A 13,626-nucleotide genomic window follows, 5' to 3' on the forward strand; every position below is an offset into this window, starting at 1 on the left:
ATCAGGGGTTCCGGCGCGTGCCCGAACGCCGATCGCTGGTGCTCACCGAGATGACGACACGGCGGCGTGGCCGCGACGCCGCCTGAGGCTCCCCTTGCTGCGGCGGCCCTTGCATCGCCTGGTGCTGTTGAGCCCTGTGCGGCGCCTCGTGCTGCTGCGGCCTGTGCGGCGCCTCGTGCTGCTGCGGCCTGTGCGGCGCCTCGTGCTGCTGCGGCCTGTGCGGCGCCTCGTGCTGCTGCGGCCTGTGCGGCGCCTCGTGCTGCTGCGGCCTGTGCGGCGCCTCGTGCTGCTGCGGCCTGTGCGGCGCCTCGTGCTGCGCGGGCCGTTGCGCCGTCGCATGCTGGGCCGGCCGATGGTCTGGCCGATGCCGCTGTGGTCGCTGCCTCGCCTCGTACTGCACCGGCGGTTGTCCTGATGGGTGCTGCGGTGGCCTTTGGGCAGGCGCGTTGCCCGCGTGCTGCGGCCTCTGGTCAGGCCCGGCGTTTTGCGGCCTTCGCCCTGGTCCGTGCTGCCGCGGCCTTGGCCCGCCCCCATTCCCGGCATGCGCAGCCGGCGTCTCCGCCCGCCGCGGTCGGTCCCGCGGATCGGTCGTTCGCCCCTCGGTCGTGGGCGCCTCGGGGGCGGGGGCGGGCGCGGGCGCGGGCGATGGGGCGGTCTTCGGCGCTCCCCGCATGCTGAGGCCCTGACGCTCGCGGCGCTTGCGCTCGTCGTAGTTCGCGTCGCCGATGAGGTCGAGCACGGCGCGGGTATCCACCCTTCGCTCGGAGACCCGATGGCGGCCGGTCAATCGGGTCTCAGGGGTAAGCGCGCTGCTGGCGTAGAGCTCCCACATCTCCTCACCATAGGCGGCTCGCCGTTGCTCGGGCACGAAGCGCGTGAGGAAGCGATGGAGGTTGTCGACGTCACGGAGCAGGAGCTGCTTGGCGTTCTGGTTCTTCGCGGCGTCCACCGACTGGGGGAAGTCGATGATCACTGGCCCGTCGGCGCTCATGAGCACGTTGAAGTCCGACAGATCGCCGTGCACGACGCCGGCGCACAACATCCGCATGACCTCGCCGATCAGGCGATGGTAGACCCACGTGGCCTGCTCTCGGTCGAGGCTCGTCTCGGCGAGGCGAGGCGCGGGGCTGCCGTCGGCGTCGGCGACCAACTCCATCACGAGCACGCCGTCGATCGCGTGGTACGGCGTCGGCACGCGGACGCCTGCGTCGCGCAGGCGGTAGATCATATCGACCTCGGTCGAGCGCCAGGCGGCTTCGTCCTGAGCCCGGCCGTGGCGCGACCGTTTGTCCATCGCGCGCTGGTCGCGGCTGTTGCGCACCTTGCGGCCCTCGGTGTACGCCGCGCGGTTCTTGAAGCTGCGGTTCTGCGCTTCTTTGTAGACCTTCGCGACGCGCAGCTCGCCGCCCGACCGGACGAGGAAGACCACCGCTTCCTTTCCGCTCATCAGCGGCCGCACAACCTCGTCGATGAGCCCTTCGTCGACCAGCGACGTGAGGTTGCTCGGAATTTGCATGTTCTCGTGTGTCTTCGTTTCTTGGGAGGAAAAATCTCCCGGCCTCCTCTTGCCGCAAAAAATGGTGCGCTGCAACCGTAGCCCACGCTTCGGCGGCTGCGCGTCGCCCGCCTGAAGGTCCCGGCGAAGGACACGCTGGAGCGCAATCTCGCCGCCCGTGGCACGCGCGAACGTCCCCCTGCCCGTCGTGCGCGAACGTCCCCCTGCCCGTCGTGACCGGCTTCTCGCCCCCCTTGCCGCCTCCGCCGCCGCGCTGGTCCGGCGTGCCCCAGCCGCCGTCGCCGACCCGGTCCGTTTCCCAGCCGGCTTCGCCGATGCGCCCGATAATCTGGCCGGGGGCGCCGACGGTGCCTCGCGCGCCGTAGCTCCCGTAGCTTCCTTCCGTGCAGCCTGTCAGGGACCGGCCTATTGGATCGCGACCGGGATGGCGAAACGGATCGGCCTCGGGCCGGCCAAGTGGATCGGTGTCGGGTCGGCCAAGCGGATCGCGATAGGTAGGCGCCTGACCGCAGGGAGGGCCCTCGGAGGGAGAGAAATTGGGTCGAGTTTCCGGAATGCGTCACACGCACTGTCGGAGACGGCGATCGTAGGAGCGGGATCGGCGAAGTGGATCGTAGCCGGGTCGGCCAAGCGGATCGCGACCGGGTCGGCCAAGCGGATCGCGACCGGGTCGGCCAAGTGGATCACGGCTGAGACGGCGGAAGTGCCGGTTCTCGGGCGTCAGACAGCGATGAGGCATGTACACCCGAGCCTGATAGGGCCGGGCATGGCTCCCGGCTTCGAGGAGGCCGGGATGAGCGCGAGGAGGACGGAGATGCACAGGCTGCAGGAGCTCGTGCGCCTGCACCGCAGGGGCGAGGACTGCCGGGAAGTAGCGCGGCTGCTGGGGATGGGGCCCAACACCGAGAGGCGGTATCGCACGGCGCTGTCGCAGGCTGGCCTGCTCGAAGGCAGCGCGGAGGAGATCCCCGCGCTCGAGGAGCTGAAGGAAGCGGTAAAGAAGCACGTGCCGCCGAAGGTGGCGCCGCAGCAGCAGTCGAGCGTGGAGCGGTGGCGAGCGTACATCGCGGCGCGCGTCGAGGAAGGGCTCAAGCCGGCAGCGATCTACGACCGGCTGCGGCTCGAAGAGCGCGACTTCAGCGGCAGCCGCTCCGCGGTCAAGCGCATGGTCGCGACGCTCCAGAGGGAGCAAGGGATCAGGCCCCAGGACATCGCCATCGTTGTGGAGACCGATCCCGGGCACGTCGCGCAGGTCGACTTCGGGTACGCGGGGCGGCTGTGGGACCCTGAGACCAAGAGCCTGCGCAGGGCGTGGGTGTTCGTGATGGTGCTCGGCTACAGCCGGCATCTGTTCGCGCAGATCGTGTTCGACCAGAAGACCGAGACATGGCTGCGGCTGCACGAGGAAGCGTTCCGCGCCTTCGGCGGGGTGCCGTCGACGATGGTACCGGATAACCTCAAGGCGGCGGTGGTGCGGGCCGCGTTCGGCGTGGACGAGGACTCGGGGTTGAGCCGCAGCTACCGCGAGCTCGCGAGGCACTACGGCTTCACCGTGGACCCGACGCCGCCGCGAGCGCCGCAGAAGAAGGGCAAGGTCGAGGCGAGTGTGAAGTACGTCAAGCGCAACGCCCTGGCGGGTCGCGAGGGGCAGGACGTGGGCGAGGTACGCGCGGCGCTCGGTCGATGGATCGTCGAGATCGCGGGCACACGGCAGCACGGCACCACGAAGCGAAGGCCGCTCGAGGTGTTCGAGGCCGAGGAGAAGAGCCGGCTTCAGCCGCTGCCGCTGCGCCCGTACGAGCTGGTGACCTGGAAGCGGGCGCGGGTGCATCGCGACTGCCACGTCGAGCTCGGAGGAAGGCTGTACTCGGTGCCCTGGCGGCTGGTGGAACGCGAGGTGTGGCTGCGCGCGACGCCGTCGAGCGTGGTGGTGTATGCCGACGACGAGGCCGTGGCACGGCACGATCGGCGCGGCGCCGGCCTGCGCAGCACGCTCGATCGGCACCTGCCCGAGGAGCGCGCGGCGCTGCGGCACCGGAGCCGCGCCTACTGGGAGCAGCGCGCCGACCAGATGGGCCAGGACGTGGGCAGGTTCGTCCGCGAGGTGTTCGACGCCGACGACGTGCTCTCGCAGCTGCGCAAGGTGCAGGCGATCGTCACGCACCTGGAGAAGTTCCCCAAGGAGCGCGCGCAGGCCGCGTGTCGCCGAGCGAGCCATTACGGCAACCTCAGCTACCAGGGTGTTCGCGACATCCTCCGGCGCGGTCTCGACTTCGAGCCGAGCCCGCAGAGCGCTGCGCCGGCGGCGTGGGCGGAGGCGCCTCCGCGGTTCGCGCGCGACCTCCGGCTGCTCGCGGCCTCGCGGCTGTCGTCGACAGGAGGGGACCATGGGCCTCACTGACGAGCTCGTGCCGGTGCTCAAGAAGCTGCGGCTGTCGGGCGTACTGCAGTCGCTGGAGGTACGCGTGCGGCAAGCCGTCGACGAGCAGCTCTCGCACGAGGAGTTCCTCGTGCGGCTGCTGTGCGACGAGGTCGATCGCCGTGACGGGCGGCAGTTCGATCAGCGCATCCGCCGAGCGGGCTTCGACAGCCTCAAGACGCTGGAGGACTTCGACTTCCAGTTCAATCCGAGGGTGCCGAAGGCGAAGGTGATCGACCTGGCGACCTGCTCCTTCGTCGAACGCCGGCAGAACGTGCTGCTGGTCGGCCAGGCGGGGGTCGGCAAGTCGCACATCGCTCAGGCGCTCGGTCACCGCGCCTGTCGCGCGGGCTACCAGGTGCTGTACGCGGGCGCCGGCGACATGCTCAAGCAGCTGCGCGCCGGCCGCGCCGACGGCAGCCACGACCGCCGGCTAGCGCGACTCGTGGGGGTCGACCTGCTCATCGTCGACGACCTCGGTCTCCGCTCGCTGACGGTCGAAGAGGCGGCCGATGTCTACGAGGTCATCCGGCTGCGTTACCAGCGCGGGGCGATGATCCTGACGTCCAATCGCGCCGTGGAGGAGTTCGGTGGACTGTTCGGCGACCCGCTGCTCGCCAGCGCTGCCATGGACCGGCTGCTCCACGACGCCCACGTCCTCGTCCTCGAGGGCGATTCGTACCGCAACCCTCCCCCGGGCCGGCGACGCCGGGCGGCGGAGGCATCGAAGGAGAGCAAGACATGAGCACGTCGAGCGGGTGGCAGGATCCGCTTGGCCGACCCCAAGCGTCGATCGCCCGGGTCCTGATCGCGGTGCTGGCGGCGCTCGCGATCACAGGATCCGCTTGGCCGACCCAGGCGCGATCCATGAGGCCGAGCTATGACAAGCCCACGTCGGCCACGTCCCCGCGTCCTCGCCGTCCGTAGTTGCTGGGGCCGACGTCGGGGTCGGCGCCTGTTCTGGCCCGCGAGCAGATCAGCCTGGCGCGGGTGCGGCGGGCCATCGAGCTGGAGGCCGCATCGCCGTGCGTGGCGGACCCGAGCCATGCTAGAGCATGCCGAGGTCGTCCGCTTGAACGACATGCTCAGCCTCCTCAAGCTTCAGGCAGAGGAGGTGTGGACCATGCGCGCGGCGTCGTGAAGCTGCCGAGCGACACGCGAGAGCTGGTCCAGCGGCGCGCCCAGGGGGCATGTGAGTACTGCCACATCCCGCAGGACGCATCCATCTTGCCCCACCTGGTAGACCACATCATCGGAAGGCAACATCGTGGTTCGGATGATGTCGACAGCCTGTGTCTATGCTGTATTCGCCCCAACTTGAAGAAGGGGCCGAATATCGCGTCGATCGACCCCGAGAGCAAGCTTGTCGTACAGCTCTGTCATCCCAGGCGGCACGCGTGGCGAGAGCACTTCGTCACGGAATCGAATGGAATCATCAACGGGCTTACAGCGGAGGGGCGCGCGACTGTCCAGCTCCTGGACATGAACGACTCGGATCGAGTTCGCCTGCGCGCGTTCCTGCTGCGCCGGGGCCGGCATCCGTGAGGTCACGGCCGTCCGTGCAGCCCACGTCGGCCCCGTCCCCGCGTCCTCGCCGTCCGTAGTTGCTGGGGTTCGGCGTCGGGGTGGGCTCGCCGTCGCGACCGTCCTCCGTGCCGCCGGGCAGGTAGCGCCCGGCCGTCAGCCGGACTCCCCCGCGCCCCGGCGGACCAGGGCCCGCAGGTGCGGCGAGAGGGCACGGCCCGAGAAGAAGAGGTCCCGGAACCAGCGCTGCGCCGGGTCGTCGTCGTGGCGCTGCGACCACAGGGCCACGACCTGCGCGGCGGGCAGCTCGAAGGGGGGCGCGAAGACCCGCAGCCCGAACAGCTCGCGGGCGCGCTGGGCGACGCTGCTCGCGATCGTGCAGATGAGGTCGGAGCTGCGGACGGCGAGGGGCGCGGCCATGAAGTGAGGCACGCGCAGGGCGACGCGCCTGCTCTTGCCGAGGCGGGCCAGGGCGCGGTCGACGGCGCCGTCGCGGCGGCCCTCGACGCTGACGAGGACATGGCCGAGGGAGACGTAGGTCTCGAGGTCGAGGCGGCGCGCGATCGCCGGGTGGCCTTTGCGGACCACGACGGCAAACGGCTCCTCGTAGAGCGGCGCGCGGCGGAGGCCAGCGGCGGGCACGGGCTGGGAGGCGCCGATCAGGGCCAGATCGACGTCGCCGACGACCAGCGCGGGGACAGTATCGGGGGAGAAGCGCTCGATCTCCAGGCGTACGAAGGGGGCGTGTTTGCCCAGGTGGTCGAGCACATCGGGGAGGGTCGTGAGCTCGAAGTGGTCGACGGTGGCGATACGGAAGGTGCGCGCCGAGGTGCGCGGCGCGAAGGGCTCGGGAGAAGCGAGGGCGCGGCGGAGATGCTCGAAGGCGGCGGGCAGGGCCGCGCGGAGCTGGAGGGCGCGCGGCGTGGGGGCGAGGCCGCGGCCGAGGGGGGTGAGCAGGGGATCGCCGAAGAGCTCGCGCAGGCGCGCCAGGGAGTGGCTCATCGCCGACTGGCTGACGTGGGCGCGGCGCGCCGCAGCGCTGACGCTGCCCTCGATGAGCAACGCCTCGAGGGCGGGGAGGAGGTTCAGGTTGATGCTGCGGACATCGATTTCGCTCATATCTGGTATGAGATACATCCAATTTTCATCATGGGTCCAGCGACGCATGCTGGGCGGCCTATGAACGTGAGCGACGTCGAGGTTCTGGTGACGGGGGGTACGGGGTTTATCGGGCGCTGGCTGCTGGCCGAGCTGACCCGGACGAAGGTCGTGGCGGCGCCGGTGCGCGGCGCGCGGCAGCGGGCCGCAGCGCTCTCCGCGTTCGTCGACGCGCACGGCGGCGATTCGCGGCGGCTCCTGGTGGTCGAGGGCGATGTGGAAGAGGCGTCGCTCGGCCTTTCGGACCGCTTCGAGCAGGTGCGCGATGTCTATCACCTGGCGGCGCGCTTCGCCTTCGGGCTCGGCGCGCAGGAGGCGCGGCGCTGCAATGTCGAGGGCTCGCTGCACGCGGCCGGGTGGGCGCTCTCGCGGCCCCGCCTGCGGCGCTTCGTCTATCTCGGCGGCTACCGCATGCTGCACGCGAGCACCCGGCCGGGCGCGGAGAGCGCGCTGACCGAGCGCGCGCGGGGCCGGCTCTACCGCCGGCTCGGCGCCTACGAGGCGTCGAAGCACGAGTCGTATCTCGCCGTGCGCCGCTTCGCGGCCGAGCGCGGGCTGCGCTGGACGGCCGTGCATCCGAGCAGCGTCATCGGCGACTCGCGCACCGGCGAGACAACGCAGCTCACCGGCCTCGGCGAGACGGTCGAGCGGCTCTGGCAGGGCCGCTTGCCGGCCCTGGTCGGCAGCGAGCGCACCTTCCTGCCGCTGGTGACCGTCGACTACCTGGCGCGCTTCCTCGCGAGCGTGCCCGAGCGCCCCGAGACGGCGGAACAGGACCTCTGCATCCTCGATCAGGCGACGCCGCGGCTGCCCGCGCTGGTCCGCGGCATCGCCGCCCACCTGAAGCGCCGCCCCCCGAGGTGGGTGCTGCCCGTCGGCCTGGTACGCCTGGTGCCGGAGGCGCTCACCGGAGTGCCGCGAGAGAGCCTGTCGTTCCTCGCCGAGGATGCCTATGACACCGGCGCGGCCGACGCCCACGCCCGCGCGATCGGGCTGGCGATGCCGCCGATCCGGACGAGCGTCGAGCGCTGGTGCGACTACCTCGCGGCGACGCGCTTCGGCGCCGAACCCGGGAGATAGCGTCGCGCAGCAACCGCAACACCTCGGTCGTCATGAACGGGTCCTCGCCGCTCGGCCCGCGCGGGGCCTCCCCCGCGCGCCCGCCGGCCCGGCCTTCGCCGCCACGGGTTGTGTCTCGCGTGCCTGGGTCGTCGCGTAGGCACCGAGTTGCGCGACGAGGTGCTCGAAGACGAGGCGGACGCGGCGCACGGCGCGCAGATCCTCGTGCATGACGACCCAAACGGGCAGGTGGAAGGCGAGCGCGGGCAGCACGCGCACGAGCGGCACCGGCCGCCGGCTGAGCGGGAGCTGGCACACCCCGATGCCGAGGCCGGCGCGCACCGCGGCGAGCTTCGCGATGTCGCTGTCGCTGCGGAACGCATAATCACGCGGCGTGGTGGCGAGCCCGGCGGCGGCGAGCGCGTCGATGATGGCGCGGGAGCCGTCGGCGCCGATGAGGGCGTGGTGCGGCACGAGCCCCGCGAGCGACGTCGGGGCAGCGTGCGCGGCGAGGTACGCCTTGGTGGCGAAGAGGCCGAGCTCGACGCGCCCGGCGCAGCGCCTCACCAGGCCGGCCTGCGTCGGCTCCGCCATGCGCACGGCGACGTCGGCGTCGCGGCGCAGGAGATCCTCGGTGCGATTCGTGGCGACGAGCTCGATCTGAAGGCGCGGATGCGCGACGCGGAGCGCGGCGAGCATCGGGGGGAGCACCTCGGCGCCGACGACCTCGCTGCACGTGACGCGCACGGTGCCGCGGTCGGCATCGGCGGGGCTCGACACGGCGCGCACGAGGGCGCGCGCGCTCGCGGCGATGGACTCGGCGTAGGGCAGCGTGGCGAGCGCGAGCTCGGTCGGCACCAGGCCGTTCGGCGCGCGGGTGAAGAGCACGACGCCGAGCTGCGCCTCGAGCTGCTCGATCTGGCGTCGCACGGTGGGCTGCGCGACGCCGAGGGCGCGCGCGGCGGCGGAGAGGCTGCCGGTGCGCATGACGGCAAGGAAGGCGCCGTAGAGGTCCCACGAGGGCTCGCCTGGGCTCATCAAAAGATGATGAGCGGATGGACGCATTTGTACAATGTTCATGAGCGCCCGCAGCGACCATGCTCTCCACGTCGCCGGCACCCGCGCCGGTGCGCACGACGAGGAGAACGACCATGACCACCGCCGCGACGCTCCCTGCGCTCGACCTTGCTCCCTCGACCCGCCGCCCCGTGCCGCAGCCCGCCTGCGAGGTCTCGGCCGGCGGGGCCAAGGGCATGCCGCGCGCGCTCCTGCGCCTCGAGGGCGCGCTCGTGCTCGGAGCAGCGCTGCTCGCCTACGCGCACCTGGGCGGGAGCTGGGGATGGTTCGCGGCGCTGTTCCTCCTGCCCGACCTGTCGCTGCTCGGCTACCTCGCGGGCCCGCGCGTGGGCGCGGTGGTCTACAACGCGGGGCACAGCCACGTGGCTCCGGCGCTGCTCGCGGCCGCGTCGGTCGCGCTCGGCGCGCCGGCGCTGCTGCTCGGCGCGGCGATCTGGGTCGGGCACATCGGCTTCGACCGGATGCTGGGCTATGGGCTCAAGTACGGGACGGCGTTCGGCGACACGCACCTCGGCCGCGTGGGCTCGAGGCGCGCGGCGTGAGAGCATCGACGCGCGCTCGAGGGAGCAGGAGCGCCGAAGCGGCCGCCAACGAGGGCGAGCTCAACCTGCCTCCGTAGGACGAGCCTGGTCCTGGGCAGCGCCGAAGCGTACCCAGAGCCGTAATGTTAACGTTAACATTACGGGTGTCAATTCGAAACGACCGCCGGCGACCGCCCTCGTGCCCCGATGGCAGACAGGTCTCCTCCCGGAGCGCCGCGGCGCGAGGGGCGGGCATCGGGCCGCGGTCACCAGGCGCCGGTGCGCCGCCGCCACCGGCGCGCGGCGGCGCGACCTCGAGCTGGCGATGCGGACGCCACGCGCCGCGTCCGCGCCGGCCGCCGATCGCTGATCGGCTTCGAGTTCGTCGATCAGGCCGCCGAGGATCGCGGTACGCCGCCCGCCCCTCGCGCCGCGGCGCTCCGGAGGAGCTCGCCTGCCTCGTGCTCCCTCGGGATCGAGATACTTACGGACCTGTCGATTGGGATTGACGGCGGCCATGTTAGCGTTAACATTGCCGCTCAGGGGTAGCCCTGTTGCTGCGCATTGCTCGGGTCGCCACGCGTACCTGGGCCTTCGTCGTCTGATCGATTTTTTTTTCACCAGATCTGTTGGCTCGGTCGTCGCGGAGGCGATCCCTGAACGATGGGATCGGCATCAGGCCGAGGGGGCTCCACCAGAGAACGCGGCATCCCGCGCTCGTTTGGCGGCGGTCGTGAAATCTCGAGCGCCGTTCGCCGGAGATGATTCCTTCGAAGAGCCGGCGGTGCTGGCGACGTGGCCGGAGCACAGCCGCCGGCGACGGCGTAATCCATGTTGAGGAGCATGAACCCTCGAAACCACGTGTCACGGGGGATGCCCCTGGCCCCCCTGGGCTCGGCATCCGTCGCCGCCGGTTGTTCCCGCGCGGCGTGGCTCGCAGAGCAGACGAACGCCGACGCGCGCCCCATCGCGCTCGTGGGCACGCCGGCGGCGGACGTGGCGGTGATGCGCAAGACCGGCTTCGCCGAGGCCATCGCGAAACGTCGGGACATGAAGATCATCGCGAGCCAGAGCGGTGACATCACGCGCGCCAAGAGACGAATTCGAGATCTGAAAGGAGCTTTCATGAGTAAGGGAATCCTGCAGTACCGCCGCTCGCTCTCGGGCGCCACCGCGCTGACCGCCTCGCTTCTGCTAGGAGCCCTCACTCCAGGGGTGGCGTCCGCCTCGGACCCCATCGAGAAGCTGCAGGAGTTCGAGCTGGACGAGGTGAGCGTTACCGACGCGTACTACCAGAACGTCTCTTCGAAAGAGATCGCGTACATCATGAGCCTCGACCCCAACCGACTCGTAGCGGGCTTCAAGGCGGTGTCGGAAGGAAAGGACCCTGGGAGCGCGCAGGGCATCAACCTCTACGGCGGGTGGGAGGGCGGCTGGAGCCTTCTGCGCGGGCACACGATAGGCCACTACCTGTCCGCCATGGCGCGAGCGTACAAACAGCTCAAGAACTCCGACGCGGAGCAAAGCGCCGCCATCGCGCAGAAGATCGACTACACGATCGGCCAATTGAAGTCATTCCAAGACGCGAGCCCCAAGGGATACCTGTTCGCGTCGCCGGAGACGCATTTCGACGTCATCGAGGGGAAGGCCAGCGGCTCCAGCTGGGCGCCATGGTACACGATGCACAAGATCATCGCAGGCCTCATCGACGTCTACGAGTTTGAAGGAAACGCGACGGCCCTCCAAATCGCGAGCAGGTTGGGGGACTGGACCTACAATCGCAGCTCGACCTGGAACGCGGACCTTCGAAGGAAGGTCCTGGGCGTCGAGTACGGCGGCATGAACGACTGCCTGTACGATCTGTACCGGCTGACGAACAACGCCAACCACCTGGCGGCAGCCCACGCCTTCGACGAGGACTCGCTCTTCACTCCGATCTCTCAAGGCAACAACGTCCTGCCGGGCAAGCATGCCAATACGCAAATCCCCAAGTTCATCGGCGCCCTGAACCGCTATCGGACGCTGGGCGAATCGGAGAACTTCTACTACACCGCGGCAGAAAAGTTCTGGACCATCGTGTTGAGGGATCACACCTATGTCACCGGTGGGAACAGCCAGCTCGAGCATTTCCACGAACCCGGGAAGCTGGACGCGCAGCGGGACAATGTGAACAACGAGACGTGCAACTCGTACAACATGTTGAAGCTCTCGAGAGGGCTCTTCAAAGCCACGGGGGACGTCAAGTACGCCGACTACTACGAGCAGACGCATATCAACGAAATCATGTCTGCCGTCAATCCGACGAATGGGATGACGACCTACTTCAAGCCGATGGGAACCGGGTACCACAAGGTGTTCGGCAAGCCGCATGACACGTTCTGGTGCTGCAACGGGACCGGTATGGAGAACTATACCAAGCTCAATGACAGCGTGTACTTCCACAGCGACACGGATCTGTACGTCAACATGTTCCTCAGCTCGACGTTGACGTGGACCGAGCGGGGTCTGTCGTTGAAACAGACCTCCAATATCCCTCTCTCCAACAAGTCCGTTTTCGAGATCACCGCTGCCCCGGACGATGCGGTCACGATCAAGTTCAGGAAGCCCTCCTGGGTTGCTCGGTGTCAGCCCGTGACCATCACGGTGAACGGTCGGGCGTGCGACGCGACGGAGGCGGACGGCTATCTCACGGTAGGTCGCACCTGGAAGCCCGGAGACAAGGTGGAGCTCACGCTGCCGATGGAGGTGAAGGTGTCGAGGCTCCCCGACAACCCCAACGCGGTGGCGTTCGTCTACGGACCGGTCGTCTTGAGCGCCGGCCTCGGGACGGAGAGGATGCTGTCGGAGCCCCAGTGGGCATCTGAGAAGGCTATCATTCCCCCCGGCGTCGTCATTAAAGACACCATCGGTATCAAGAGCGGTATCACGATTAACGAGTGGATCGCCGACATCGAGAACAACTTGGTTCAAACCCCAGGTACGGCGGAGTTCACGCTGCGGAACACGGACTCCGACAGCACGTTGACGTTCACTCCGCACTATCAGCGCTACGCAGATAGGTACGGCATCTACTTCCGTCTCACCGGGACGGCGGGTGAGACCATCCCGGACGACGGCGCGTGCTCGCCCCCTCCTGGAACTGGCACGCTGTGCGATAGCGTCTCGTCTTCGGAGAACGGCGGAGCGACCGGCAGCGGAGCGACCGGCACCGGAGCGACCGGCGGCGGAGCGACCGGCGGCGGGGCGGCTGGCGGCGGGGCGGCTGGCGGCGGAGCGGCTGGCGGCGGAGCGGCTGGCGGCGCGTCCGAGGGCGGCTCCGGTGGATCGGGGGACGCGGATGGGGGCACCACGGACCAGGGCAGTTCGGGTTGTTCCTGCAGTCTCCCTCGTGCTTCGTCGGAGCGCTGGCAATTCGCCGCGCTGGTCGGCCTTGGCCTGGTCGCGTGGCGCCGGGGGAGACGTCGTGAGGCGCCGCGGGCTTCGCGGATCTCCGGCGAGCGATAAGCCTCCACATCTCTCCTTCTCCGTCCCGTCCCTCGACGTCGCGGTCGACCGAGCGCGCAGGCACGGCGGGTCGTCATCGGGCCCGTCGAGCTTCCGAGCGGCGCGCGGGTCGCGGCATGTGACGAAGCGCAGGCCCCGGCCGCCTCGTCCGCCTCGCTGGAGCTCCGCAGCCCGGGTGGGCCTGGGGCGGTGCGCAAGAAGACTCACTCTGGCACAGGCACACCCTCATCACGCAGAAAACCTGGCGATTGATGCTGGCACGTCACGTGCTCCAGGGGCACGGCATGAAGACCTCGATTCGATGGCTCATCCCCGTTGCGCTGCTCCAGGTGCTCGCCTGCTCCGATCCCGTCGAGCAGCCCACTGGAACCGGCTCGGGGGGCGGCTCGTCCGGAGGAACCACGTCGTCGAGCGCGTCGACGGGCACCGGCGGCGCCCCCGAGACGTCGTCGAGCGCGTCGGGCGACACCGGCGGCGGCCCCGTGGAGTGCGACCATTTGGGAGGCGGCGCTCAGCCGGGAGCGGCCTGCGCGAAAGAAGACGAGATATGCGACAACGCGTGCTCGGGCTGTTGGAGCCGATGCATCGACGGCGTGTGGGTCGAGGAGTGCGATCCGTGCCCCGATGCGCTGCCCGAGAGCGGGACGAGCTGCGAGGGCTATGACGGCGTGGGACCGTGCAACTACGACAACGAATGCGGCACAGCGATCGCCGAATGCGACGGAGCGACCGGGTTGTGGGTCGTCGAGGGGGACGACTGCGGCGGGGAGGACTCGGGCGGCTGCGGCTGAGCGTGGGTCTCCTTCGAGGGCATGGAGCTGATTCCATGCATCATCACGGGCAACCAC

Annotated in this window: 10 protein-coding genes; 7 read left to right on the forward strand and 3 right to left on the reverse strand. The window is 69.6% G+C overall.

Annotated elements, in window-relative coordinates; all coding sequences use genetic code 11:
• Position 1: 1 nt before the first annotated feature.
• Positions 2–1,516: a PA4780 family RIO1-like protein kinase gene (locus WME83_RS01415; protein ID WP_437317460.1), complete on the reverse strand. Its 1,515-nt coding sequence runs from the start codon at positions 1,514–1,516 to the stop codon at positions 2–4.
• Positions 1,517–2,309: 793 nt separating this feature from the next.
• Here WME83_RS01415 and istA point away from each other — a divergent pair.
• From istA to WME83_RS01430, 3 genes are all read left to right on the forward strand, one after another.
• Positions 2,310–3,917, forward strand: a complete 1,608-nt coding sequence (istA, locus tag WME83_RS01420) for an IS21 family transposase (protein WP_437313105.1) — start codon at positions 2,310–2,312, stop codon at positions 3,915–3,917.
• Positions 3,904–4,680 (forward strand): IS21-like element helper ATPase IstB, encoded by a 777-nt coding sequence (gene istB, locus WME83_RS01425; protein ID WP_437313106.1) that lies wholly within the window; start codon positions 3,904–3,906, stop codon positions 4,678–4,680. Before istA ends, istB begins: the two co-directional genes overlap by 14 nt.
• Positions 4,681–5,051: 371 nt before the next feature.
• Complete coding sequence (locus WME83_RS01430) at positions 5,052–5,480, forward strand: HNH endonuclease (protein WP_437317461.1); 429 nt, start codon at positions 5,052–5,054, stop codon at positions 5,478–5,480.
• Positions 5,481–5,615: 135 nt separating this feature from the next.
• On the opposite strand, the gene WME83_RS01435 is transcribed toward WME83_RS01430, so the two are convergent.
• Positions 5,616–6,578, reverse strand: a complete 963-nt coding sequence (locus tag WME83_RS01435) for a LysR family transcriptional regulator (protein WP_437317462.1) — start codon at positions 6,576–6,578, stop codon at positions 5,616–5,618.
• 60 nt (positions 6,579–6,638) lie between these two features.
• Here WME83_RS01435 and WME83_RS01440 point away from each other — a divergent pair, with 60 nt between their 5' ends.
• The gene (locus tag WME83_RS01440; RefSeq protein WP_437317463.1) at positions 6,639–7,697 is read left to right on the forward strand and encodes an SDR family oxidoreductase; all 1,059 of its coding nucleotides are present in this window, start codon (positions 6,639–6,641) and stop codon (positions 7,695–7,697) included.
• Between the two features lie 30 nt (positions 7,698–7,727).
• Here WME83_RS01440 and WME83_RS01445 read toward each other — a convergent pair whose 3' ends face one another.
• Positions 7,728–8,714 carry a LysR family transcriptional regulator gene (locus tag WME83_RS01445; RefSeq protein ID WP_437317464.1) on the reverse strand — a complete coding sequence of 329 codons (987 nt, stop codon included), beginning with the start codon at positions 8,712–8,714 and terminating at the stop codon, positions 7,728–7,730.
• Positions 8,715–8,827: 113 nt separating this feature from the next.
• On the opposite strand from WME83_RS01445, the gene WME83_RS01450 reads away from it, so the two are divergent.
• The 3 genes from WME83_RS01450 to WME83_RS01460 all read left to right on the forward strand — a co-directional run bounded on the left by WME83_RS01450 (position 8,828) and on the right by WME83_RS01460 (position 13,569).
• Positions 8,828–9,295 carry a DUF4260 family protein gene (locus WME83_RS01450; RefSeq protein WP_437317465.1) on the forward strand — a complete coding sequence of 156 codons (468 nt, stop codon included), beginning with the start codon at positions 8,828–8,830 and terminating at the stop codon, positions 9,293–9,295.
• Between the two features lie 822 nt (positions 9,296–10,117).
• Positions 10,118–12,778 (forward strand): beta-L-arabinofuranosidase domain-containing protein, encoded by a 2,661-nt coding sequence (locus tag WME83_RS01455; RefSeq protein WP_437317466.1) that lies wholly within the window; start codon positions 10,118–10,120, stop codon positions 12,776–12,778.
• Positions 12,779–13,029: 251 nt separating this feature from the next.
• Positions 13,030–13,569 carry a hypothetical protein gene (locus tag WME83_RS01460; RefSeq protein WP_437317467.1) on the forward strand — a complete coding sequence of 180 codons (540 nt, stop codon included), beginning with the start codon at positions 13,030–13,032 and terminating at the stop codon, positions 13,567–13,569.
• Positions 13,570–13,626: the final 57 nt, after the last annotated feature.

The organism is Sorangium sp. So ce385, from assembly GCF_051474135.1.
GTDB lineage: Bacteria > Myxococcota_A > Polyangia > Polyangiales > Polyangiaceae > Sorangium > Sorangium cellulosum_D.

Coding starts and splice junctions, on each gene's coding strand:
- WME83_RS01415 (WP_437317460.1), bottom strand. CDS start 1,516: ATGCAAATTCCGAGCAACCTCACGTCGCTGGTCGACGAAGGGCTCATC.
- WME83_RS01435 (WP_437317462.1), bottom strand. CDS start 6,578: ATGAGCGAAATCGATGTCCGCAGCATCAACCTGAACCTCCTCCCCGCC.
- WME83_RS01445 (WP_437317464.1), bottom strand. CDS start 8,714: ATGAGCCCAGGCGAGCCCTCGTGGGACCTCTACGGCGCCTTCCTTGCC.
- WME83_RS01450 (WP_437317465.1), top strand. CDS start 8,828: ATGACCACCGCCGCGACGCTCCCTGCGCTCGACCTTGCTCCCTCGACC.
- istB (WP_437313106.1), top strand. CDS start 3,904: ATGGGCCTCACTGACGAGCTCGTGCCGGTGCTCAAGAAGCTGCGGCTG.
- istA (WP_437313105.1), top strand. CDS start 2,310: ATGAGCGCGAGGAGGACGGAGATGCACAGGCTGCAGGAGCTCGTGCGC.
- WME83_RS01460 (WP_437317467.1), top strand. CDS start 13,030: ATGCTGGCACGTCACGTGCTCCAGGGGCACGGCATGAAGACCTCGATT.
- WME83_RS01440 (WP_437317463.1), top strand. CDS start 6,639: ATGAACGTGAGCGACGTCGAGGTTCTGGTGACGGGGGGTACGGGGTTT.
- WME83_RS01455 (WP_437317466.1), top strand. CDS start 10,118: ATGAACCCTCGAAACCACGTGTCACGGGGGATGCCCCTGGCCCCCCTG.